The 23861-nt window shown below is 71.4% G+C and carries 18 protein-coding genes; 11 read left to right on the forward strand and 7 right to left on the reverse strand.

Annotated features, from left to right (window positions below):
- Positions 1 to 9 precede the first annotated feature (9 nt).
- Positions 10 to 2571, reverse strand: coding sequence for an ATP-dependent Clp protease ATP-binding subunit (locus ACWGDB_RS14280; protein ID WP_453822700.1), 2562 nt, complete (start codon positions 2569 to 2571; stop codon positions 10 to 12).
- Positions 2572 to 2749: 178 nt separating this feature from the next.
- Positions 2750 to 3517 (reverse strand): type I methionyl aminopeptidase, encoded by a 768-nt coding sequence (map, locus tag ACWGDB_RS14285; protein WP_453822701.1) that lies wholly within the window; start codon positions 3515 to 3517, stop codon positions 2750 to 2752.
- 32 nt (positions 3518 to 3549) lie between these two features.
- On the opposite strand from map, the gene ACWGDB_RS14290 reads away from it, so the two are divergent.
- From ACWGDB_RS14290 to ACWGDB_RS14330, 9 genes are all read left to right on the forward strand, one after another.
- On the forward strand, positions 3550 to 3810 hold the full coding sequence (locus ACWGDB_RS14290; protein ID WP_453822702.1) for a helix-turn-helix domain-containing protein: 261 nt from the start codon (positions 3550 to 3552) through the stop codon (positions 3808 to 3810).
- 156 nt (positions 3811 to 3966) lie between these two features.
- Positions 3967 to 5745, forward strand: coding sequence for a hypothetical protein (locus ACWGDB_RS14295; protein WP_453822703.1), 1779 nt, complete (start codon positions 3967 to 3969; stop codon positions 5743 to 5745).
- A 203-nt stretch (positions 5746 to 5948) separates the two neighbouring features.
- Positions 5949 to 6791: a nitrilase-related carbon-nitrogen hydrolase gene (locus ACWGDB_RS14300; RefSeq protein WP_453822704.1), complete on the forward strand. Its 843-nt coding sequence runs from the start codon at positions 5949 to 5951 to the stop codon at positions 6789 to 6791.
- The gene (locus tag ACWGDB_RS14305) at positions 6788 to 8071 is read left to right on the forward strand and encodes an aspartate aminotransferase family protein (RefSeq protein ID WP_453822705.1); all 1284 of its coding nucleotides are present in this window, start codon (positions 6788 to 6790) and stop codon (positions 8069 to 8071) included. The genes ACWGDB_RS14300 and ACWGDB_RS14305 overlap by 4 nt, the downstream gene beginning before the upstream one ends.
- 49 nt (positions 8072 to 8120) lie before the next feature.
- Positions 8121 to 9713: a PucR family transcriptional regulator gene (locus ACWGDB_RS14310; RefSeq protein ID WP_453822706.1), complete on the forward strand. Its 1593-nt coding sequence runs from the start codon at positions 8121 to 8123 to the stop codon at positions 9711 to 9713.
- A 155-nt stretch (positions 9714 to 9868) separates the two neighbouring features.
- Entirely contained in the window at positions 9869 to 10711 is an 843-nt protein-coding gene (locus ACWGDB_RS14315; protein WP_062716579.1) for a nitrilase-related carbon-nitrogen hydrolase, read from the forward strand.
- A 117-nt stretch (positions 10712 to 10828) separates the two neighbouring features.
- Positions 10829 to 12232, forward strand: coding sequence for a dihydropyrimidinase (gene hydA, locus ACWGDB_RS14320; RefSeq protein ID WP_453822707.1), 1404 nt, complete (start codon positions 10829 to 10831; stop codon positions 12230 to 12232).
- 11 nt (positions 12233 to 12243) lie between these two features.
- Positions 12244 to 13266: a TIGR03842 family LLM class F420-dependent oxidoreductase gene (locus ACWGDB_RS14325; RefSeq protein WP_453822708.1), complete on the forward strand. Its 1023-nt coding sequence runs from the start codon at positions 12244 to 12246 to the stop codon at positions 13264 to 13266.
- A 180-nt stretch (positions 13267 to 13446) separates the two neighbouring features.
- Positions 13447 to 14994 (forward strand): NCS1 family nucleobase:cation symporter-1, encoded by a 1548-nt coding sequence (locus ACWGDB_RS14330; protein WP_453822709.1) that lies wholly within the window; start codon positions 13447 to 13449, stop codon positions 14992 to 14994.
- 14 nt (positions 14995 to 15008) lie between these two features.
- On the opposite strand, the gene ACWGDB_RS14335 is transcribed toward ACWGDB_RS14330, so the two are convergent.
- Entirely contained in the window at positions 15009 to 15671 is a 663-nt protein-coding gene (locus ACWGDB_RS14335) for a hypothetical protein (protein WP_453822710.1), read from the reverse strand.
- 140 nt (positions 15672 to 15811) lie between these two features.
- Positions 15812 to 16846, reverse strand: coding sequence for a carboxymuconolactone decarboxylase family protein (locus tag ACWGDB_RS14340; protein WP_453822711.1), 1035 nt, complete (start codon positions 16844 to 16846; stop codon positions 15812 to 15814).
- A 167-nt stretch (positions 16847 to 17013) separates the two neighbouring features.
- Here ACWGDB_RS14340 and ACWGDB_RS14345 point away from each other — a divergent pair, with 167 nt between their 5' ends.
- Positions 17014 to 18117 (forward strand): sensor histidine kinase, encoded by a 1104-nt coding sequence (locus tag ACWGDB_RS14345; protein ID WP_453822712.1) that lies wholly within the window; start codon positions 17014 to 17016, stop codon positions 18115 to 18117.
- On the forward strand, positions 18114 to 18803 hold the full coding sequence (locus tag ACWGDB_RS14350; RefSeq protein ID WP_453822713.1) for a response regulator: 690 nt from the start codon (positions 18114 to 18116) through the stop codon (positions 18801 to 18803). Before ACWGDB_RS14345 ends, ACWGDB_RS14350 begins: the two co-directional genes overlap by 4 nt.
- Here ACWGDB_RS14350 and meaB read toward each other — a convergent pair.
- The 3 genes from meaB to ACWGDB_RS14365 are packed head-to-tail and all read right to left on the reverse strand — an operon-like array spanning position 18752 to position 23780.
- Positions 18752 to 19807 carry a methylmalonyl Co-A mutase-associated GTPase MeaB gene (gene meaB / locus ACWGDB_RS14355; RefSeq protein WP_453822714.1) on the reverse strand — a complete coding sequence of 352 codons (1056 nt, stop codon included), beginning with the start codon at positions 19805 to 19807 and terminating at the stop codon, positions 18752 to 18754. The genes ACWGDB_RS14350 and meaB overlap by 52 nt on opposite strands.
- Positions 19804 to 21978, reverse strand: a complete 2175-nt coding sequence (gene scpA, locus ACWGDB_RS14360; protein WP_453822715.1) for a methylmalonyl-CoA mutase — start codon at positions 21976 to 21978, stop codon at positions 19804 to 19806. The genes meaB and scpA overlap by 4 nt, the downstream gene beginning before the upstream one ends.
- On the reverse strand, positions 21978 to 23780 hold the full coding sequence (locus ACWGDB_RS14365; protein WP_453822716.1) for a methylmalonyl-CoA mutase family protein: 1803 nt from the start codon (positions 23778 to 23780) through the stop codon (positions 21978 to 21980). Before ACWGDB_RS14365 ends, scpA begins: the two co-directional genes overlap by 1 nt.
- Positions 23781 to 23861 lie beyond the last annotated feature (81 nt).

Below are 23861 nucleotides of genomic sequence, written 5' to 3' on the forward strand. Positions count from 1 at the left end.
CCGGGGGCGTCACAACTCGGGGGCGGGCGGCAGCTCTTCCGCACGGAAGGTGAGCTGTCCGTCCGCCACGTCCACCGTCACCCGGCCGCCCTCGCCGATCCGGCCGTCCAGGAGCAGCCGGGAGAGCTGGTTGTCGACCTCCCGCTGGATCGTGCGGCGCAGCGGGCGGGCGCCGTACTCGGGCTGGTAGCCGCGCTCGGAGAGCCAGTCGACGGCCGCGCCGGTGAAGTCGACCGAGACGCCCTGGGCGTGCAGCAGGCGACGGGTCTTGTCCAGCAGCAGGTTGGTGATCCGCTCCAACTGCTCCGGGGTCAGCCGGCGGAAGACGACGACCTCGTCGATGCGGTTGAGGAACTCGGGCCGGAAATGCTCGCGCAGCGGCCGCAGGACCCGCTCGCTGCGCGCCTCCTCGTCCGCTTCCTCGTCCCCCGCGCCGAACCCGATCCCGGTGCCGCCGCGGCCGATCGCCTCCGAACCCAGGTTGCTGGTCATCACGATGACCGTGTTGGTGAAGTCCACCGTGCGGCCCTGGGAGTCGGTCAGCCGGCCGTCGTCCAGGACCTGCAGCAGGATGTTGAAGACGTCCGGGTGGGCCTTCTCGACCTCGTCGAGCAGGAGCAGCGAGTACGGGTGCCGGCGCACCACCTCGGTGAGCTGCCCGGCCTCCTCGTGGCCGACGTATCCGGGCGGGGCGCCGACCAGGCGGCTGACGGTGTGCCGTTCCTGGTACTCGCTCATGTCCAGGCGGACCATCCGCTCCTCGCTGCCGAACAGCGCCTCGGCGAGGGCGCGGGCCAGTTCGGTCTTGCCGACGCCGGTCGGGCCGAGGAAGAGGAAGCTGCCGATCGGCCGGTCCGGGCTGGCGAGACCGGCCCGGGAGCGCAGCACCGCTTCGGAGACCACGCGCACCGCGTCGTTCTGGCCGACCACCCGCTCGTGCAGGTGGTCCTCCAGGCCGAGCAGCCGGTCCTTCTCCTCCTCGGTGAGGCTGCTCACCGGGATGCCGGTCTGCCGGGACACGACCTCCGCGATGGCCTCGGCGGTGACCTCCAGGTGCTGCCCCTCGTCGACCTCCTCGTTGTCGGCTGCCTCCGCGATGCGCTGCTTCAACTCGACGATACGGTCGCGCAGCTGCGTGGCCTGCTCGTACTGTTCGTCCGCGACGGCCTGATCCTTGTCCCGGTACAGCTGCTCGACCTCGCGCTCCATGGTCCGTACGTCCGTGCCCTTGGTCCGCGCCCGCAGCCGGACCCGGGCGCCCGCCTGGTCGATCAGGTCGATCGCCTTGTCCGGCAGACGGCGGTCGGTGAGATAGCGGTCGGACAGTTCCACGGCGGCGACGAGCGCCTCGTCGCTGTAGCGGACCTGGTGGTGGGCCTCGTAGCGGTCGCGCAGGCCGCGCAGGATCTCGATCGCGTCGGCCGTGGTCGGCTCGGGGACGAGGATCGGCTGGAAGCGACGGGAGAGGGCCGCGTCCTTCTCGATCCTGCGGTACTCCTCCAGCGTGGTCGCGCCCACGATGTGCAACTCGCCGCGGGCCAGTGCCGGCTTGAGGATGTTCCCGGCGTCCATGGAGCCGCCCTCGCCGCCGCCTCCGGCGCCCACGACGGTGTGCAACTCGTCGATGAAGACGATCAGTTGGTCGGAGTGCGAGCGGATCTCGCCCACGATGTTGTTGAGCCGCTCCTCGAAGTCGCCCCGGTAGCGGGTGCCGGCGACCACGCCCGTCAGGTCCAGCGCGACCACCCGGCGGCCGCCGAGGATGTCGGGCACGTCACCGTCCGCGATCCGCTGGGCCAGGCCCTCCACGATCGCGGTCTTGCCGACGCCCGCGTCGCCGATCAGCACCGGGTTGTTCTTGCCGCGCCGGGAGAGCACCTCGACGGTCTGCTCGATCTCCTCGTCCCGGCCGATCACCGGGTCGATACGGCCCCGGCGGGCGAGGTCGGTGAGGTCGCGGCCGTACTTGTCGAGGGTGGGCGTACCGGAGTCGACGCGCGGTCGGTGGTCGACGCGGGGCCGGGACTGGGAGGTGTCCGAGCCCTCGGGCGGCATGCCGGGGCCGGAGGGGGCGAAGCGGGCCGCGTTCAGGATGTGGCCTGCGGCGGAGTCGGGGTTCGCGGCGAGGGCGCTGAGCACGTGCTCCGGGCCGATGTAGCCGGTGCCCCGCGCCCGGGCCAGGTCGTGCGCGTCGAGCAGGGCACGCTTGGCGGCCGGGGTGAGGGACAGCGACGTCGGCGGCGGGACCTCGCCCGGCGGGTGCTGGACCGGGCCCGACCGCTCGTCGATCTCCGTCGCCAGCGAGTCGGGGTCCGCGCCGGCCCGGGTGAGCAGGCTCCGGGTCGGCTCGGCGGACAGGGCGGCGCGCAGCAGGTGCTGGGTGTCCAGGTCGCGGCTGCCGTGCTCGGCGGCGTACTGCGCGGCGCCCTGCACCAGCTCCCGGGCCGGCTGACTGAGCAGGCGGCCGATGTCGATCTGCCGGGGGCCGGGGCGCGGGCCGCCGAAGAAGCGGGCGAGGAATTCCCCGAAGGGGTCGTAGTCTTCCGGACCACCATTGAAACCGCTGGTCATGGCGTTCCCATCCGGCGTCCCTGCGCGGGCAGGGTCGCCCTCGCTCATCGACGTGCCGGAGTCGGGTAACCCGGGCGCAAGCCGGTTACACCTGACCGCGTTCGTAGAACACCTTCGCACGAACGGTGGCCGCGGGCACCTTCAGGGAAACGGCGGCGAGGGCGCCGGGAGCGCCGCCTCAGCGCGCCGTCAGGATCCGTGGTCCCGCCTCCGTGATCGCCACCGTGTGCTCCGCGTGGGCCGCGCGGGAACCGTCGTTCGTGGACAGGGTCCAGCCGTCCGGGGCCGCGTGGTAGTCGTCCGTGCCGCCCGCGATGAGCATCGGCTCGATGGCGAGGACCAGGCCGTGCCGCAGCGGCATGCCGCGGCCGAGAGGGCCCTCGTTCGGTACCGAAGGGTCCTCGTGCATCTTGCGGCCGATCCCGTGCCCGCCGAAGCCGTCCGGGATGCCGTATCCGGCCGCCCGGCACACCGAGCCGATCGCGTGGGCGATGTCGCCGATACGGTTGCCGACGACGGCCGCTTCGATGCCCGCCGCCAACGCCCGTTCCGCGGTCTCGATCAGGCGTACGTCCGCCGGGCGCGCCCGGCCGACCGTGAAGCTGATCGCCGAGTCGCCCGCCCAGCCGCCCAGTTCGGCGCCGCAGTCGATGGAGACCAGGTCGCCGTCGCGCAGGCGGTAGCCGGTCGGGATGCCGTGCACGATCGCGTCGTTCACCGAGGCGCAGATGACCGCGGGGAAGGGGACGGGGGCGAAGGAGGGGCGGTAGCCGAGGAAGGGTGACGTCGCCCCCGCGTCGCGCAGCACCTCCCGCGCCACCTCGTCCAGCTCCAGCAGGGAAACCCCCACGTCGGCGGCCTTGCGTACGGCGGTGAGGGCCTGGCCCACGACCTGCCCCGCCTCGTACATCGCATCGATCGACTCGTTCGTCTTCAGCTCCACCATGCCAATTACTATACCGGTATTAGAATGGTGTCATGGTGCGCACCCCTCTCACCCCCGAAGAGCGTGAACGCGGCGAGCGGCTCGGCCGGCTGCTGCGTGAGGCTCGCGGCGGCCGCAGCATGACGGATGTCGCGGCGAGCGCCGGTATCTCCGCGGAGACGCTCCGCAAGATCGAGACCGGGCGGGCGCCCACGCCGGCCTTCTTCACGGTGGCGGCGGTGGCGGATGCCCTCGGCCTGTCGATGGACGACCTGGTCGGACGCTGTGCACCGGTTACCGAAGTGGCCGCCTGAACGCGCTGTTGGCCTCACCGCGAGAGGGTGCGCACGTCACGCTCCGGCAGCCACGGCGTACTCTGCGTTCGGACGGAAAACTCCCCGTAGCACGTTCGTAACATCACTGGTGTTGCCTAACGGACCGGAGTGCTCCGGTCTGGCGGGAGTTGGGCGATGTCAGTGGATCAACTCCCGGCTCGGATGCGGGAGTTCGTGAACTACCTGGACGGCCTTGTGGCGCGCCTGGATCAGGGCGGCGGCTGGTGCGGGGTGTTCTGGCAGCGCGACCCGGAGGGCATGCATGCCTGCCTCGACGGACGCGAAGTGCCGCCCTGGGACGTCGTGGAGTCACTCCTGCACGACCTCGCCGGCCAGTACGGCCCCGGCGGTGCCGTTCCCGAGACCGAACGCGCCCGCGCCCTGCATGCCGGCGCCCTCGCCACGTACGACGCCCGGCCCGGCGGCCGTGACGCCCTCGGGGACCGCCTCGACGTCATGCTCCGCGAACAGCGCTACGCCGCGGAACGGCAGGCGGAACTGAACCGGTTGCTGGCCTCGGCCACCGACCCCCAGGACGCCGCCACCATCCGCCTCGACCTCGCCTGGGCCCGCGACGACCACGAACGTGCCACCGCCCGATGCGCCGAACTCCGATTGCGGATGGCCGGTTTGGATCACCGGGCGGCCGGCGCACAGGGGCAGGCGATACGGCGGGAGCGGTCGGGGGAGGAGGGGTTCTTCCAGGCCGACGGGTTCGAGGACGAGGGGGGCGGCGGGTTCGGTGACGCCCGCGTCGGGCGCCCGCGGTTCGGGGAGGAGGCGTTCGGGGACGCCGGAGCCGGAGGCGACCGACCCGGGGGCCACGGCCGGGAGCGGGGTCGGTCCGGAGGCGGCGGGTCCAGTGAGGGCGGGCCCGGAAGCGGCCCGTTCGGACATGAGGGCGTCGGGGGTCACCGCCGGGAAAGCGGGCCCGGACGCGACCTCCATGCGGGTGGCGGCACCGGCGGCGAGGGCTTCGGCGACGAAGGGCCCGCGGCCGTCGACCCTACGCAGCGCGGGAGGGCGTCTGCGTCGCCGGAAACCTGGGGCGGAGGTCGCGGAGAGGCTTCCTCCGCCCGATCGGCGGCCCAGCCGGTGGCCGACGCGGCGCGCCCGGCCGAGCAACAGGGGAACGCCACCGTCCGCGAAACCGGTCGGCCCGACGAGCGACCGGCGCCGCGCAAACGCCGCCGAGGCGGCGCCCGCTTCGCCGGGATCGTGGAGGAGGCGGCCGCCCCCGTGGCCGTACCGCCGACCGACCTGCCCAGCCTTCCCGCGCAGCCCGTCAGCACCCGCCGCACCCCGCGCGGAGCCCGATTCGCCGGTGCCGGCGAAGAAGCGCCCGCGCCCCCGGACCCGCGGTCGCACGCCGAGCCGACCGACACCGAGGAGCTGCGGGAGGTCGTCGGTGTCGTGGCGACGCTGCTGCGGATGCGCGGCGCGGGGCGTAGTGGTGAGGCGCATGCGCTGCTCGTCGAGGCCGCGTACTGGCCCGCCCGCCGCATCCCACTGCTGGCCGCCGAGATGCAGCGCGCCGGGCTCGGAGCCGACTGGGCGTCCCTGCTGTGGGAGGCCGCCTCGCTGCCCGCGGAGCGGCTCGTGGCCGCGGCCGACGCACTGACCGCGGCGGGCCGTGCCGACGACGGGGAGCAGATCCTGCGCCAGGGCGTGGTGCGGCCCGCGGACGAGATCGGGCAGGCCGTCGTGGGGCTGGCCGGCGCGGGGCGGCACCGTGAGGTCCGTGCCCTGCTGGACGCGTACGTCCGCGTCCGCACCCCCGAGGAGGCCGCCCGCAGCGCCGCCCCCGCCCCGAAGACGCTGGTCCCGCTGCTGGTGGCAGCCGCCCAGGGCGTCTCGGACGAGTGCCGGTGGGACCTCGTCCACGCCCTGCGCGTGGCCGGCTTCACGGCATGACGCCCCGGCACCGAACCTGGCGCCACTCCCGTCACACCCACCCCACCGGCCCCATCCATCACCCACAGGAGTGTGAAACGTGATCGACTCAGCGGGTTAACGACGATGGTCTTGGCAAGGCTGTTCCAGGGGCTTACTTTCGAGCCTCTACGGCCCCCCTCTACGGGCGTAGAGGCTCTGACGTCCCGTCGAAGGAGCAGCTCATGGCCAACGTCGTACGCGCCGCTCTGGTTCAGGCCACCTGGACCGGCGACACCGAGTCCATGGTGGCGAAACACGAGGAGCACGCCCGTGAGGCGGCCCGGCAGGGCGCCAGGATCATCGGCTTCCAGGAAGTCTTCAACGCTCCCTACTTCTGCCAGGTCCAGGATCCGGAGCACTACTCCTGGGCCGAGCCGGTCCCCGACGGGCCGACCGTGCGGCGTATGCAGGAGCTCGCCCGCGAGACGGGCATGGTGGTCGTCGTCCCCGTCTTCGAGGTCGAGCAGTCCGGCTTCTACTACAACACCGCCGCGGTGATCGACGCCGACGGCACCTTCCTCGGCAAGTACCGCAAGCACCACATCCCGCAGGTCAAAGGCTTCTGGGAGAAGTACTACTTCAAGCCCGGCAACATCGGCTGGCCCGTCTTCGACACGGCGGTGGGCAAGGTGGGTGTCTACATCTGCTACGACCGCCACTTCCCGGAGGGCTGGCGGCAACTCGGGCTCAACGGAGCCCAGTTGGTCTACAACCCGTCGGCCACCCACCGCGGTCTCTCCTCCTACCTCTGGCGCCTCGAACAGCCCGCCGCGGCCGTCGCCAACGAGTACTTCATCGCCGCGATCAACCGGGTCGGCGTCGAGGAGTACGGCGACAACGACTTCTACGGGACGTCGTACTTCGTGGACCCGCGCGGCCAGTTCGTCGGGGAGACCGCGAGCGACGAGGAGGAGGAACTGATCGTCCGCGACCTCGACTTCGACCTCATCGAGGAGGTGCGGCAGCAGTGGGCCTTCTACCGTGACCGCCGCCCCGACGCCTACGAAGGGCTGGTGCAGCCGTGACCAAGGACCTGCTGGGACGCCACCGCGCCGTCATGCCGGACTGGCTCGCCCTGTACTACGAGGAGCCGCTGGAGATCACCCACGGCGAGGGCCGCCACGTGTGGGACGCGGCCGGCAACCGGTACCTCGACTTCTTCGGCGGCATCCTGACGACGATGACCGCGCACGCGCTGCCCGAGGTGACGAAGGCGGTCAGCGAACAGGCCGGGCGGATCATCCACTCCTCGACCCTGTACCTCAACCGGCCGATGGTCGAACTCGCCGAACGCATCGCCCGGTTGAGCGGCATCCCGGACGCCCGTGTCTTCTTCACCACCTCCGGCACCGAGGCCAACGACACCGCTCTGCTGCTCGCGACGACCTACCGGCGCAGCAACACGATCCTCGCGATGCGCAACAGCTACCACGGCCGCTCCTTCAGCGCCGTCGGCATCACCGGCAACCGCGGCTGGTCCCCGACCTCGCTGTCGCCGCTGCAGACGCTCTACGTCCACGGCGGGGTGCGCACGCGTGGCCCGTACGCCGCACTCGGCGACGAGGACTTCATCGCCGCCTGCGTCGACGACCTGAACGACATCCTCGGCCACACCCGCCCGCCCGCGGCCCTGATCGCCGAGCCCATCCAGGGTGTCGGCGGTTTCACCTCCGGGCCCGACGGGCTGTACGCCGCCTTCCGCGAGGTGCTCGCCGAGCGCGAGATCCTGTGGATCGCCGACGAGGTGCAGACCGGCTGGGGCCGGACCGGGGACCACTTCTGGGGCTGGCAGGCGCACGGCCGCTCCGGCCCGCCGGACATGCTGACCTTCGCCAAGGGCATCGGCAACGGCATGTCCATCGGCGGTGTCGTCGCCCGCGCCGACATCATGAACTGCCTGGACTCCAACAGCATCTCCACCTTCGGCGGCACCCAGATCACCATGGCGGCCGGCCTCGCCAACCTGTCGTACCTGGTGGAACACGACCTCCAGGGCAACGCCCGGCGCGTCGGCGGACTGCTCCTCGAACGGCTGCGGGCCGTCGCGGCGCACGTGCCCCACGTCCGGGAGGTGCGCGGCCGGGGCCTGATGCTGGGCATCGAACTCACCCGGCCCGGCACCGACGAGGCCGACCCGGCCGCCGCGTCGGCGGTGCTGGAAGCCGCCCGTGAGGGCGGCCTCCTCATCGGCAAGGGCGGCGGACACAACACCACGTCCCTGCGCGTCGCCCCGCCCCTGTCCCTCACCGTCGCGGAGGCCGAGGAAGGCGCCGCGATCCTCGAGAACGCGCTGAGGAGCATCTAGCAGGAACCGGCTGAACATCTGTGAGTACCTGAAGCAAGGGAACGCCGCCATGACCATCACCTCGGAGCTTTGGGAGCCCTTGGAGCCTTCGGAACCCCTGGAACCCGCCCTGTCGGTCCGGCAGGTCCTCACCCTGGAGCGGGTCCTCGCCGGGGAGCCCGAGGTGGTGGCCGGCGCCGGTCAGCTGGACCGGCCGGTGCGCTGGGTGCATGTCGCCGAGGCGCCGGACGTCGGGGTGATGCTCAGCGGCGGCGAGATGGTCCTCACGACCGGGGTGCTGCTCGCCGGGGACGAGGACAAGCAGGCCGAGTACATCCGCTCCCTGCACCGGGCCGAGGCCGCGGCCGTCGTGCTGGGCCTCGGCCGGGCGTTCCCCGCACCGCCGGACGTGATGCGCCGGGCCGCCGAGCGGTGCGGGCTGCCCATGGTGGTCCTGCACCGGCCGTTCCCCTTCGCCGAGCTCACCGAGGAGGTCCAGTCCCGGCTCGTGCGGCGGAAGTTCGCCGCGGTCAGCCTCTCGGAGGCCGTACGGACAGCGCTCACCGGACTCATCACCGCGGGCGCCCCACTGCAACGGCTGCTCGACGAGGTCGCGTCGCACAGCGCCTGCCCCGTCGTCGTCACCAACCTCGCGCACCGCGTCCTCGCCACGGCGGGGGAGCGGTCGGCCGTGGACGACGTGCTGCGCGACTGGGAGCGCATCGCCCGGCAGGCCGGCGGCAACGAGGGCGACGGCTGGATCCGCGCCGAGCTCGGCGGGCGCGGGGAGCGGTGGGGCCAGATCATGCTGTGCGGGCATCGCGGCGACACCGCCACGGGGCGGCTGCTCGCCGAGCGCGCTGCCGAGGCCCTCGTCCTGCATCGCATGCTCGGCGGCAACTCCGCGCACAGCTGGGAGGAGCAGTCCGCGCAGAGCCTGCTCACCGACCTCGTCAGCGGGGTCGTACCGGCCCGGCAGTTGCTGCCACGCGCGCGTGCCGCCGGGCTGCCGGTCAACCGGCGCACCTTCGTGCCGCTGGTCGTGCGCGACGGTGAGGCGGCCCGACTGGAGCGCGTGCTGCGGATGCTGGGGCTGCCCGGGATCGCCGCCGAACTCACCGACGGCGCGACCGCCGTGCTGCTCAGCCTCGCCAGGGACCAGGACGCCGCCGTACTCGTCGGCAACTTCGCCGCCCGGGTGCGCTCCGAGTCCGGGGCCGAACAGACCGTCGTGGCCGCCGCCGACGCACGTACCGCCTGGGACGACGTGCCCGCCGGACTGCGCGAGGCCCAGCACGTCGCCGATGCCGTCGCCGACTCCTCCGCCGCCCTCGACCTCCCCGCCGTCGTACGCCTCAAGGACGTGCATCTGCGCGGCCTGATCCGGCTGTTGCGGGACGATCCGCAGGTGCAGTCGTTCGCGGAGCGGGAGTTGGACGGGCTGCTGTGCGTGGCCGACGACGACATGCTGGCCGTGCTGCGGACGTATCTCGCGACCGGCCGGAACAAGTCCCGCACCGCCCAGCTCCACCATGTCTCGCGGCCCGCGCTCTATCGCCGCCTGGAGGCGATACAGACGCGGCTCGGCGTCGACCTCGACGACTTCGAGCAGGCCGCATCCGTGCACATCGCACTCCTCGCGCACGACGCGCAACAGGCCTGAAACCTGCCACCAACTGGGAAAACGGCGGTGAAACATGGGATCACGACAGGGTGACACCGTGGCACGCCGCATGCCCCCAGACGTGACACCGTGCAACTCAAACCGGCGCCGGGGACTTCCTAGCCTTCTCGCACACCGAGCGACCGGAGGTCCCGATGAGCCGAGTGATCCGTGCCGCCCTCTTCCAGACCGCGTGGACGGGCGACAAGGAATCGATGATCCAGGTACACGAGCAGGCGGCCCGCGACGCGGCCGCGCAAGGCGCTCAAGTGCTGTGCTTCCAGGAGCTGTTCTACGGACCGTATTTCTGCCAGGTGCAGGACAAGGCGTTCTACGAGTACGCCGAGCAGATCCCCGAGGGCCCGACCGTCCGCCGCTTCCAGGCGCTGGCGAAGGAGCTCGGCATCGTCCTCGTGCTGCCGATGTACGAGGAGGAGCAGCCCGGGGTCCTCTACAACACCGCCGCCGTGATCGACGCGGACGGCTCCTACCTCGGCAAGTACCGCAAGACCCACATTCCCCAAGTGCAGGGATTCTGGGAGAAGTTCTACTTCCGCCCGGGCAACAGCGGCTGGCCGGTCTTCGAGACCGCCGTCGGGAAGATCGGCGTGTACATCTGCTACGACCGGCACTTCCCGGAGGGCTGGCGAGCGCTGGGCCTCGCCGGTGCCGAGATCGTGTTCAACCCCTCGGCCACCTCCCGCGGGCTCTCCCGCTATCTGTGGCAGCTGGAGCAGCCGGCGGCGGCCGTCGCCAACGAGTACTTCGTGGGCGCGATCAACCGGGTCGGCGTGGAGGACCTCGGCGACAACGACTTCTACGGCACCACGTACTTCGTGGACCCGGAGGCCCAGTTCGTCGGGGAGGTGGCGAGCGACAAGGAGACCGAGCTCGTCGTACGCGACCTGGACCTGGCCAAGCTCCGCGAGGTCCGCGACCGCTGGCAGTTCTACAGGGACCGCGCTCCGGGGGCGTACGGCCCGCTGACGGCCCCTTAGAGACGCCGTCAGCGTCGGCCGACCCAGGGGCGTGGGGCTGTATCGAATATGCGGCTCCGGCGCGCGAGCGCGACCAGCCACAACCGAGCTGCACGTGACCAACAAGGGAGAGGACCCATGACCGGCCGAACAGTAATCCGCGGCGGCCTCGTCATCACCGCGTCCGACGAGCTGCACGCCGACGTCCTGATCGAGGACGGCCGTATCGCCGCCCTCGCCGCCGCCGGAACGTCCGCCGCCGAGGCCTGGACGGCCGAGCGGACCATCGACGCCACCGGGAGGTACGTCATCCCGGGCGGCGTCGACGTCCACACCCACATGGAGCTGCCGTTCGGCGGCACCTTCGCCTCCGACACCTTCGAGACCGGCACCCGGGCCGCCGCCTGGGGCGGTACCACCACCATCGTCGACTTCGCCGTGCAGAGCCAGGGCCACTCGCTGCGCGAGGGCCTCGACACCTGGCACGCCAAGGCGGAGGGCAACTGCGCGATCGACTACGGCTTCCACATGATCGTCTCCGATGTGAACCAGGAGACGCTGAAGGAGATGGACCTGCTGGTGGAGGAGGGGGTGACCTCCTTCAAGCAGTTCATGGCCTACCCGGGCGTCTTCTACTCCGACGACGGCCAGATCCTGCGCGCCATGCAGCGCTCAGCCGAGAACGGCGGGCTGATCATGATGCACGCCGAGAACGGCATCGCGATCGACGTGCTGGTCGAGCAGGCGCTGGCCCGGGGCGAGACCGATCCCCGCTATCACGGCGAGGTCCGCAAGGCGCTCCTCGAAGCCGAGGCGACCCACCGGGCCATCAGGCTCGCCCAGGTCGCCGGTGCTCCCCTGTACGTCGTGCACGTCTCGGCCATGGAGGCGGTGGCCGAGCTGACGCGGGCGCGCGACGAGGGGCTGAACGTCTTCGGGGAGACCTGCCCGCAGTACCTGTTCCTGTCCACCGACAACCTCGCCGAGCCCGACTTCGAGGGCTCGAAGTACGTGTGCTCGACGCCGCTTCGGCCCAAGGAGCACCAGGCCGAGCTGTGGAAGGGGCTGCGGACGAACGACCTCCAGGTCGTCTCCACCGACCACTGCCCCTTCTGCTTCGTCGGCCAGAAGGAGCTGGGCCGGGGCGACTTCTCCAAGATCCCCAACGGGCTGCCGGGCGTCGAGAACCGGATGGACCTGCTCCATCAGGCCGTCGTCGACGGTCACATCTCGCGCCGCCGCTGGATCGAGATCGCCTGCGCGACCCCGGCCCGGATGTTCGGCATGTACCCGAAGAAGGGCACCATCGCGCCGGGTGCGGACGCCGACGTCGTGATCTACGACCCGCAGGCGGAGCAGGTCATGTCCGCGGTCACCCACCACATGAACGTCGACTACTCGGCGTACGAGGGCAAGCAGACCGTCGGCCGGGTCGAGACGGTCCTCTCGCGCGGCGAACTCGTCATCACCGAGCGGGAGTACACCGGGCACGCCGGGCACGGCGTCTACACCCCCCGCTCCACCTGTCAGTACCTCAACTAGGAGCGGAGCACATGGACTTCGGACTCGTCCTGCAGACCGACCCGCCGGCCTCGCGGGTCGTCAGCCTGATGAAACGCGCAGAGCGCAGCGGCTTCAGCTACGGCTGGACCTTCGACTCGGCCGTGCTGTGGCAGGAGCCGTTCGTCATCTACAGCCAGATCCTGGCGAACACCCAGAAGCTGACGGTCGGCCCGATGGTGACCAACCCGGGCACCCGCACCTGGGAGGTCACCGCCTCCACGTTCGCCACCCTCAACGACATGTTCGGCAACCGCACGGTCTGCGGCATCGGCCGCGGCGACTCGGCCATGCGCGTCGCCGGCCGCAAGCCGAACACCCTGGCCCGCATCAGCGAGGCCATGAAGGTCATCCGCGCGCTCGGCAGCGGCCAGGAGGCCGACCTCGGCGGCGGCACGGCCGTCAGGTTCCCGTGGATCAAGCCCGGCGCCCAACTCCCCGTCTGGATGGCGGCGTACGGCCCGAAGGCCCTGAAGATGACCGGTGAGGAGGCCGACGGGTTCATCCTGCAGCTCTCCGACCTCTATCTGACCGAGTACATGGTCAAGGCGGTGAAGCAGGCCGCGGTCGAGGCCGGCCGTGACCCGTCCGAGGTGAAGATCTGCGTGGCCGCCCCGGCGTACGTCACGGAGGACGACTCTCCCGAGAAGCTTGCCCACGCCCGCGAGCAGTGCCGCTGGTTCGGCGGAATGGTCGGCAACCACGTGGCCGACCTGGTGTCCAAGTACGGCGAGCACTCCGCCGCCGTGCCCGACGAACTCACCGAGTACATCAAGGCCCGTGAGGGGTACGACTACTCCCACCACGGACGCGCCGACAACCCCGACACCGCGTTCGTGCCCGACGAGATCGTCGACCGGTTCTGCGTCATCGGCCCGGTCGAGAAGCACATCGAGAAGCTGAACGCACTGCGTGAGCTGGGCGTCGACCAGTTCGCCGTCTACGACATGCACGACGCGCAGGAAGCCGTGATCGACGCGTACGGTGCGTCGGTCATCCCCGCGCTCAACCCCTAGTTTCTCCACCCTGGTGCTCAACTCCAGTTCTGCGCCTGTGAGTTCGCGGCACCACCGCTCCACCCGACCCCCCACCCTTGTCTCCCTCCCCGCGGCCCAGGCCTCCCCGCCGCCCCGGGGAGGGGCCCAAGGCCCGCCCGCACGGCCTTTCCCGTCCCGTTCTGATCGATTGGCCTGCCCATGACCGAAACAGTCCCCACGGGGTCACCGATATCGCAGTCCGCCGACGCCGGCGGACGGATCGAGCTCGCCCCCGAGGCATTCCCCGCCAACAGCCCGTTCGCCAACGAGGACCTGCGTCCCGTCCCGGTCGCCGAGCGCAAGTGGACGACGTACAACTTCGCGGCCCTGTGGATCTCCATGGCCCACTGCATCCCCAGCTGGACGCTGGCCTCCGGCCTCGTCGCCCTCGGCATGGACTGGAAGCAGGCCGTCTTCACCATCGCCCTGGCCAACGTCATCGTGCTGCTGCCGATGCTGGCCACCGGGCACGCCGGGCCCAAGTACGGCATCCCCTTCCCGGTGCTGGCGCGGGCCTCCTTCGGGCTGCGGGGCGCCAACATCCCGGCGTTGATCCGGGCGGCCGTGGCCTGCGGCTGGTTCGGCATCCAGACCTGGATCGGCGGCAGCGGCATCTTCGCGCTGGGCTCCAAGCTCACCGGCGGCGGATGGGAGAACGCCGGGAAGATCGCGGGCAACCCATGGCCCCTGTGGCTGTGCTTCATCCTCTTCTGGGCGCTGCAGATCGCGATCATCTACCGCGGCATGGACTTCCTGCGGCACTTCGAGAACTGGGCCGCGCCCTTCGTGATCGTCGGCGCGCTCGTGCTGCTGGTCTGGATCGCGGTCAAGGCGGACGGGTTCGGCGCGCTGCTCGACCAGCCGTCGAAGCTGGGCTGGGGCCCCGACTTCTGGCCGGTCTTCTTCCCGTCCCTGATGGGGATGATCGGTTTCTGGGCGACCCTGTCCCTCAACATCCCTGACTTCACCCGCTTCGGCGCGAGCCAGAAGGCACAGACCTGGGGGCAGTCACTGGGCCTGCCCACCACCATGACCCTGTTCGCGATCCTCGCCGTGCTCGTCACCTCCGGCTCCGAGGTCGTCTACGGCGAGGCGATCTGGGACCCGGTCACCCTCGCCGCCAAGGCCGACAACGCCTTCGGTCTGCTCTTCGCGCTGATCGTCGTCCTCGTCGCCACCGTCTCCGTGAACATCGCGGCCAACGTCGTCTCCCCGGCGTACGACCTGGCGAACCTGGCGCCGAAGCTCATCAACTTCCGTACCGGCGCGCTGATCACCGGTGTCGTCGGCATCCTGATCTTCCCGTGGAAGCTGATCTCCACGCCGGAGTTCTACATCTTCACCTGGCTCGGCGTGGTCGGCGGCCTGCTGGGCACGGTCGCGGGCATCCTGATCGCCGACTACTGGATCGTCCGCCGTACGGTCCTGCACCTCGCGGACCTGTACACGCCCGGCGGGCGCTACTGGTACCGGTCCGGCTGGAACTGGCGCGCGATCCTGGCGTTCCTGGTCGGCGGTGTCCTGGCGGTCGGTGGCTCGTACTCGGGCGTCGGCGCCGACGGTTCGAAGACCGGACCGTTCCCGGCCGACGGACTGATTCCGTTCCTCAAGCCGCTGGCCGACTACGGCTGGGCGGTGGGCCTGGGTGCCTCGCTGGTGCTGTACGTGGTCCTGATGGCCGGCCACAAGGAACGCGTCGAGGCCTGATCCGAGGAGGACGGTCAGCCCTTCTGGCCGTCCTCCAAGGCGGCCACCGCCTCCTTGGCAGCCTTGATCGCGCCCTTGTTGATCTCGGCCGTGGCCGGTGCCTTGTTCGACTCGAAGTCGCTGCCGCTGTAGGTGATGGAGACGAGCGCGTTGGCCGCGCGGACCAGCACCACGCCCTCGCGGGTCTGCTGCTTGTCCTCGGTGGTGAGGTTCACGACGGAATACCCCGCGTCGCCGACACCGGGGACCTCGCCGCCGCCGCTCTTGTCCGCGACGCGCTCCTTGTAGGACTTCTCCGCCGCCTCGTCGGACTCCGTGACCTCGTAGGACACGTCCAGCCACCGGTAGTCGAAGCCCTGGAGCGCGTTCCACGAGCAGGTGCGCCGCACCTTCGCGTCGGTCGACGGGATCTCCTTGCCGGCCGGCTTGGCGCCCGGGACGAGCTCCTTGACCGACTTCGAGCCCAGGCTGTCGCAGGGTGCGGGCGCGGCGGCGTACGTCTTCGACACGGCGGCCGTCGCGGGGGCCGAGGGTGACTCGTCCCCGCTCTTCTGCGTCGCCGTGTCTTCGGCGGCCGGTGTCGCTGGTCCGGACGACAGCGCCCAGCCCGCCGCGGCGAGCACGACGACGGGCGACAGGCGCGCGGTGAGGGCGAGCGGCAAGGGAAGAGAACGCACGGCGCACATTTCGTGGGGGACGGTGCGGAGGGAGTCCGCACTGCGGACGGGACGCCAGTGTCACATGACTCCCTGTGGGGCGGAAGGGCCAACTCGCTCCGTGCTGACGTGGTTACCGCCGGGTCGCCGGCCGGCCGTAATTACGGGGTGCCCTGGGCCACTTGCTTGGCTTCCCGGCCGATTTGCGTGGAAAGCGAGCTTTCGATGCGGTCCACGGCCGTGAAGGCGCCGTACGCGACGAGGTGCACCAGGCAGTGATCGGTGTGCTCCGGCCTGCGCCTGCGCCACGCCTGCACGTCCTCCTCCGTGATGCGGTACGGCGCGAGAGCGGCAAGCAGCGCCAGCCGCGCCCCCGGTCGCTCCCTGCGGTCCGGGAACCCGTCCAGGGTGAGCGGCGGATGGGAGCCGTCCCAGTCCTGCAGGGTCGCCTCCACGAGGTCGTGGTCGTCGGCGTCGAGGAGACCGGCGCCCGACATGGCCGCCCTGAGCAGCGCCGCGTACGCGAGACCGACGGGTGTACCGGCCGCCCATGCGGGGGCCTCGCCGGGGTCGATCGGGTCGAGCAGGGGCAGGGACACGCCGGGCCGGGCCGGGCGGCGTACGGTCCGGGCGAGGGTGCGGCCCGCGAGGCTGCGTACCGCCCGGAACCGCTGGGCTCCGGCCGGGAGCAGGTTCTCGGTCAGCAGGGCCGACGCGATGCGGTTGATGAAGTGGAAGGTGAGCGCGGTCCCGAGGTAGGCCGGGGCGTGCTCGCGAGGGAAGGGGTACGGCGTGAGGTCGGCGCCGGGCACGCGCGTGTGCCGCCCCCAGGCCAGCACGCGTGCGTGCTCCTCGTTCTCCGGTTGCTCCCCGCGGGCCAGCCGCTCGGCGAGCGCGTGGTCTCCGGTGGCGTGCAGGAGCACGGTGTGCGCGTCCACGCAGAACGGGCACTTGTTGGCGAGCGACACCCCGAGGGCCGCCAGTTCCTTGCCGGTGCGGCTGCCGGCCCCCGCGATCAGGGACTCGCGCATCAACGCCCAGGCGGGGGCGAGAAGTTCGGGCGCGGAGGACAGGACCACGAAGGTGACGGGTTCGGCGATGCCGAAGTCGAGGGCGATCTGCGCGTACACCTCGGCGACGGTGCCGGTGGCCGACTTGGGCGGGAGGGGCTCGGTGTGACGGAAAGGTGTGGGCATGGGCAGTAGCCTGCGCCGCCGGGGCGGGCCGGGTCGTCGTACCGGGGGCGGCAGTCGGCGCTGCGACGACGGGGCGGGCCGGTGCCGGGCACTACTGCGTGGGGAGTAGTCGCAGAGCCGTCCACAGGGGTGACGTCGCTGTCGGTGGCGCCGTCTAGTGTGCGGGCATGAGCGGGCACAGGGTCACACGCGAGCGGTTCGTCGACGCGGCCGTCGGAGTCGTGGTCGGCGTGATCGTGCTGCTCGCCGCCGTGGCGGACGACCGTGCCGGGCTCCTCGACTGCGCGCTGATCGCGGTCGGTTCGCTGGCCCTGGCCGCACACCGCGTCGCCCCGCGCGTGGTCCTCGCCGTCACCACCGCCGCTCTGCTCGCCGAAGTGCTCCATGCCGGGCCCGCCGCCACCCTGGCCATCCCCGTCGTGGGCGCGGTGCACACGGCGTCGCGGACCGGACACCGGGGCACGGCGGCGGCGACGGCCGCGCTGTTCCTCGGCGGCTATGTGGCGGCGGGCTCGGCGAGCGCGGACATCGCTCAGGAGGCGCTGCTGCTGGCCGGCTGGTTCCTGTGCGCGGTGGTGACGGGCCTCGCCGACCGCAACTGGCAGGCATATCTGCGCCAGACGGAACAGCGCGCCCTGGAGGCCGAACGCACCAGAGAGGAGGCGGCATTGCGCAGGGCGGGCGAGGAGCGTCTGCGGATCGCGAGGGAGTTGCACGACTCCCTCACGCACAGCATCTCGATCGTCAAGCTCCAGGCGGGCGTCGCCGTGCACCTCGCCCGCAAGCGCCGCGAGGATGTGCCGCCCGCGCTGCTCGCCATCCAGGAGGCGAGCGGTGAGGCCATGCGCGAGCTGCGCGCCACGCTGGAAGTACTGCGCACCGACGAGTCGACCGGCACCCCGGCGCTGCTCGTGGAGCGGGCGCGGGCCGCGGGACTCGCCGTCGAACTGACGGTGACCGGGGAGGAGCGGTCCCTGCCGGCGACGGTCGACCGGGCCATGTACCGCATCGTCCAGGAGGCACTGACGAACGCGGCCCGGCACGCGGGACCGGCGAAGGTGAGCGTGCAACTCGCTTATGGCGAGGGTGACTTGACGATATGCGTCGAGGACGACGGCGCCGCCGACCCGTCCCGTCCGCCCACCCCCGGCATCGGCCTGACCGGCATGCGCGAACGCGTCACGGCCCTGGGCGGCACGCTGGACGCCGCCCCGCGCGAGGGCGGCGGGTTCGCGGTGCGGGCACGGCTGCCCGTGGGGGAGGCGGGATGACGGACGGCGTGATCAGGGTCGTGCTCGTCGACGACCAGGCGCTGATGCGGGCCGGTTTCCGGGCCCTGCTGGACGCCGAGGACGGCATCGAGGTCGTCGGTGAGGCGGCGGACGGTGAGCAGGGTCTGGCGCTGATCCGCGCGCAGGTGCCCGACATCGCGCTGATCGACGTACAGATGCCGGTGATGACGGGCATCGAGGCGACCCGCCACATCGCCGCCGACCCGGCCCTGTCGGGGGTCCGCGTCGTGATCCTCACCAACTACGGCCACGACGAGTACGTCTTCGAGGCGCTGCGGGCCGGTGCGAGCGGGTTCCTGCTGAAGGACACCGAACCCGCCGACCTGCTGCAGGCGATCGAGGTGGTGGCGGGCGGGGAGGCACTGCTGTCGCCGTCGGTGACGCGCACCCTGATCGGTGAGTTCGTCGCACGTCCTCCCGACCGGGCCACGGCACCCGGCCTGGAGTGCCTGACCCGCCGCGAGCGTGAGGTGACGGCGCTGGCGGCCCGCGGGCTCACCAACGAGGAGATCGCCGCGCACATGGTGATCAGCCCGTTCACGGCGAAGACCCACATCAGCAGGGCGATGACGAAGCTCGGGGCGCGGGACCGGGCCCAACTCGTCGTGTTCGCCTACGAGTCGGGGCTGGTGGCGCCGCGAAGTTCCGACGCGTCGGCGTGCTGAGCGTCCGGGCTCGACGGGCGACCTGACGACTTGGCCTCGAATGCCGCGAGGATCCCCTCGGCGGCCAGCGTCGCCGTCAACTCGCCGTTCCTGACCTGCTGTTCCAGCGTCGGTGCGAGCGCCCGTACCGCCGGGTCCGAGTGCAGGCGGCCGAGGAGCTCGTCGCGGACCATGGTCCACGTCCAGTCGACCTGCTGGTCCCGGCGCTTGGCGGCCAGCCGGCCGGTGGAGTCGAGCAGGGTCCGGTGCTGTTCGAGGCGGTCCCACACGCCGTCCAGGCCGATCGACTCGCGTCCGCTGCAATGCAGGACGGGCGGCGTCCAGGCGGCGTCCTTGCCGTGCATCAGCCTGAGGGCGCCCGCCAGTTCGCGCGCGGCGGCCCGGGCGTCGCGCTCATGGGGGCCGTCCGCCTTGTTGACGGCGAGCACGTCGGCCAGTTCCAGGACGCCCTTCTTGATGCCCTGCAACTGGTCGCCCGTGCGGGCCAGCGTGAGCAGCAGGAAGGAGTCGACCATGTTCGCGACCGCGGTCTCGGACTGGCCGACACCGACCGTCTCCACCAGCACCACGTCGTAGCCCGCGGCCTCCATCACCACGATCGACTCGCGGGTGGCCTTGGCGACCCCGCCCAGCGTGCCCGCGGTGGGGGAAGGGCGGATGAAGGCGGCCGGGTCGACCGACAGACGCTCCATCCGCGTCTTGTCGCCCAGGATCGAACCGCCCGTACGACTGGACGACGGATCGACGGCCAGCACCGCCACCCGGTGGCCGAGCGCGGTGAGCATCGTGCCGAACGCGTCGATGAACGTCGACTTCCCGACCCCCGGCACCCCGCTGACCCCGATCCGCCGGGCCTTCCCGCTGTGCGGCAGCAGCTCGGTCAGCAACTGCTGGGCCAGCACCCGGTGCCCGGGCCGGGTGGACTCGACGAGCGTGATGGCGCGCGCGACTATGGCCCGCTTCCCGTCGAGGACACCCTTCACATACGTGTCGAGATCGATCACAGCTCGTGCCCGAGGTCGGCTCCCAGCCGCTTGACGAGGTCGTACGCGGCGTCCGGGATCACCGTCCCGGGCGGGAAGACGGCCGCCGCGCCCATCTCCAGGAGCGTGGGCACGTCCTGCGGCGGGATCACGCCGCCGACCACGATCATGATGTCCTCGCGGCCCTCCTCGGCCAGCGCCTCCTTGAGCGCCGGTACGAGGGTGAGGTGACCGGCGGCCAGGGACGAGACCCCGACGATGTGCACGTCCGCCTCGACGGCCTGGCGGGCCACCTCGGCCGGGGTCTGGAACAGCGGGCCGACGTCCACGTCGAAGCCGAGGTCGGCGAAGGCGGTGGCGATCACCTTCTGGCCGCGGTCGTGGCCGTCCTGGCCCATCTTGGCGACCAGGATGCGCGGGCGGCGGCCTTCGGCCTCCTCGAAGTCGGACACGAGGGTGCGGGTGCGGTCCACGGACGGCGACTCCCCGGCTTCGTTGCGGTACACGCCGGTGATGGTACGGATCTGGCTCGCGTGCCGGCCGTACACCTTCTCCAAGGCGTCCGAGATCTCCCCGACGGTGGCCTTCGCGCGGGCCGCGTTCACCGCCAGCTCCAGCAGGTTGCCCTCGCCGCCCGCGGCCCGGGTGAGTGCGTCCAGCGCGTCCTGGCAGACCTGCTCGTCGCGCTCCGCCCGCAGCCGCCGCAGCTTCTCGATCTGCTGGGCGCGCACGGAGGAGTTGTCGACCTTGAGCACGTCGATCTGCTCGTCGCTGTCGACGCGGTACTTGTTGACGCCGATGACGGGCTGGCGTCCGGAGTCGATCCGGGCCTGGGTGCGGGCCGCGGCCTCCTCGATGCGCAGCTTGGGGATGCCGGCGTCGATCGCCTTGGCCATGCCGCCCGCCGCCTCGACCTCCTGGATGTGCTGCCAGGCACGGCGGGCGAGGTCGTACGTCAGCTTCTCCACATAGGCACTGCCGCCCCACGGGTCGATGACCCGGGTCGTGCCCGACTCCTGCTGGATCATCAGCTGCGTGTTGCGGGCGATGCGTGCGGAGAAGTCGGTCGGCAGCGCGAGCGCCTCGTCGAGGGCGTTGGTGTGCAGCGACTGGGTGTGGCCCTGCGTCGCGGCCATCGCCTCGACACACGTGCGCGTGACGTTGTTGAACACGTCCTGCGCGGTCAGCGACCAGCCCGAGGTCTGCGAATGGGTGCGCAGCGACAGCGACTTGGAGTTCTTCGGGTCGAACTGCTTCACCAGCTTCGCCCACAGCAGCCGCGCCGCCCGCAGCTTGGCGACCTCCATGAAGAAGTTCATGCCGATCGCCCAGAAGAACGACAGCCGGGGCGCGAACGCGTCCACGTCCAGGCCGGCCTCCCGGCCCGCGCGGATGTACTCGACGCCGTCCGCGAGCGTGTACGCCAGCTCCAGGTCGGCCGTCGCGCCGGCCTCCTGGATGTGGTATCCGGAGATGGAGATGGAGTTGTAGCGCGGCATCCGCTGCGAGGTGAAGGCGAAGATGTCGGAGATGATCCGCATCGACGGCGTCGGCGGATAGATGTAGGTGTTGCGGACCATGAACTCCTTGAGGATGTCGTTCTGGATGGTCCCGGCCAGCTTCTCGGGCGGTACGCCCTGTTCCTCCGCCGCCACGATGTACAGCGCGAGCACCGGCAGCACGGCGCCGTTCATCGTCATCGACACGGTCATCTTGTCCAGCGGAATGCCGTCGAAGAGCTGCCGCATGTCGTAGATCGAGTCGATCGCCACGCCCGCCATGCCGACGTCGCCCGTCACGCGCGGGTGGTCGCTGTCGTAACCCCGGTGCGTGGGCAGGTCGAAGGCGATCGACAGGCCCTTCTGGCCGGCCGCCAGGTTACGCCGGTAGAAGGCGTTGGACTCCTCGGCGGTGGAGAAGCCCGCGTACTGGCGGATCGTCCAGGGCTGGTTGACGTACATCGACGGGTACGGGCCGCGCAGATACGGCGCCATGCCCGGGTAGGTGCCCAGGAAGTCCAGGCCCTCCAGGTCACGGCCGGTGTAGAGCGGCTTGACCGCGATGCCTTCCGGGGTCTCCCACAGGAGCTCGTCCCCGCCCGTGGCCTGCTTGACGGCCGTGCGCCACTCGTCGGCGCCGCCGCCGGCTGCCGGGGTGCCCAGCTCGATCCCGGTGAAGTCGGGGATTCCCATCAGGACACTCCCATGCGGTCGAGGGTCGCGGACAGTACGGCGACGGCGTCACAGCCCGCGAAGACGTAACTGTCGACATCGGTGTACTGCCCGGGGCGGCCCGCGAGGAACACGTGCGTGGCGCCCGCCGACCTGAACTCGGCGGCCACCGTCTCGGCCTGCTCCTCGTAGAGGGCGTCACTGGAGCACAGGCACACCTCCGTGGCACCGCTGTCCTCGAAGGTGCCCTCGGTGACCGGCTCGACGCCGCCCGCCTGGAAGAGGTTCGAGGCGAAGGTGAGGCGCGCGGTGTGGGCGGCGGCCGGGCCGAGCGCGGCCAGGAAGATCCGGGGCCGGGCGCCGGTGGCGGCCAGGTGGGCGTCGGAGCGGGCGCGCAGGGCCTCGTAGGCCTCGTCGCGGCGGACCCGGGGAAGGCCCCCGGACCGGGGCGCTGGCGCGGGCGCACGCTCCACGGGCGGCTCGGTGAGGTTCGGGAACTCGCTGACGCCGGTGATGGGTTCGCGCCGCTTGGCGAGCTTGCCCGTGCGGGCCTCCCACGTCTGTGCCAGGTCCTGGCCCAGCTGCCCGGTGCGCAACGCGGCCGCCTGGCCGCCTGCCCGCTCGATCCGCTGGAAGAACTCCCAGCCCGCGCGGGCCAGTTCGTCGGTGAGGGTCTCCACATACCAGGAGCCGCCCGCCGGGTCGATCACCCGGGCCAGGTGCGACTCCTCGATGAGGATGGTCGAGGTGTTGCGGGCGATGCGCCGGGCGAAGGCGTCCGGCAGGCCGAGCGCGTGGTCGAAGGGCAGCACGGTCACGGAGTCGGCGCCGCCGACCCCGGCGGCCAGCGTGGCGACCGTAGTGCGCAGCATGTTCACCCAGGGGTCCCGGCGCGTCATCATCACCGGCGAGGTGACGGCATGCTGAACCTGAGCGCTGGGCGCCCCGCAGACCTCGGTCACCCGCGCCCACAGCCGGCGCGCGGCGCGCAGCTTGGCGATCGTCAGGAACTGGTCGGCGGTGGCCGCGTAACGGAACTCCAGCTGCGCACACGCCTGTTCGGCGGTCAGCCCCGCCTCGGTGAGCTCACGCAGATACGCGACGCCGGTCGCCAGCGAGGAGCCCAGCTCCTGGGCGGCCGAGCCGCCGGCCTCGTGGTACGGCAGCGCGTCCACGGTCAGCGCCCGCAGCCCCGCGTACTCCTCGGCGCACAGCCGCGCCAGGGAGGCGACCGGCGCGAACTCCGAGGACGTGCCCGTGCGGGCCTCGTGGCCGAGCGGGTCGGCGCCGAGGTTGCCGCGCGCCGCCTCCTTGGCGACGCCCCGCTCCTCGTACTGCCGCAGCAGCTCCCGCGCGGCGGGCTCCACGTCGGCGCCGGCGTCGAGAACGACAGGGGCCAGGTCGAGGTAGACGCCCTCCAGGGCGCGACCGAGCGACGACACCGGGATGCCGCCCTCGCCGAGGACAAGCCAGAGCGAGGTGACGCCGTTCTCCAGGTCCGCGAGCACCAGGCCGTCCGTCAGCGCCGTGTGCCGCTGCCGCAGATCCCAGCCGCCCACCGTGTTGCCCTCGGCGCGACCGCCGCGGACGAAGGGGGCGAATCCGGGCAGACCGGAGTCGGACGCGGCATCGCGCGAGGTGTACAGGGGGCGGGTGCGCAGCCCGTCCTCCAGCGCAGTGGACAGAGCGTCTTCCGCAGCCGGGCCCGAGACGTCCTTGCCCGACTTGCGCAGCACGCCTTCCACCAGGCGTTGCCATTGCTCATGGGTTGCGTCAGGGAACTCGGCGGCCAGCGAGAGCCCGTCGTCAGGCAGGACCGTCATGCTCGGATGCTAGGTCAGATCATCAAAGGAGCAGCAGAGGGCACGGCTGTGACCTTGCCCTCTTCCAGATTGTGACCTGGG

Source organism: Streptomyces sp. NPDC055013 (genome assembly GCF_053608645.1).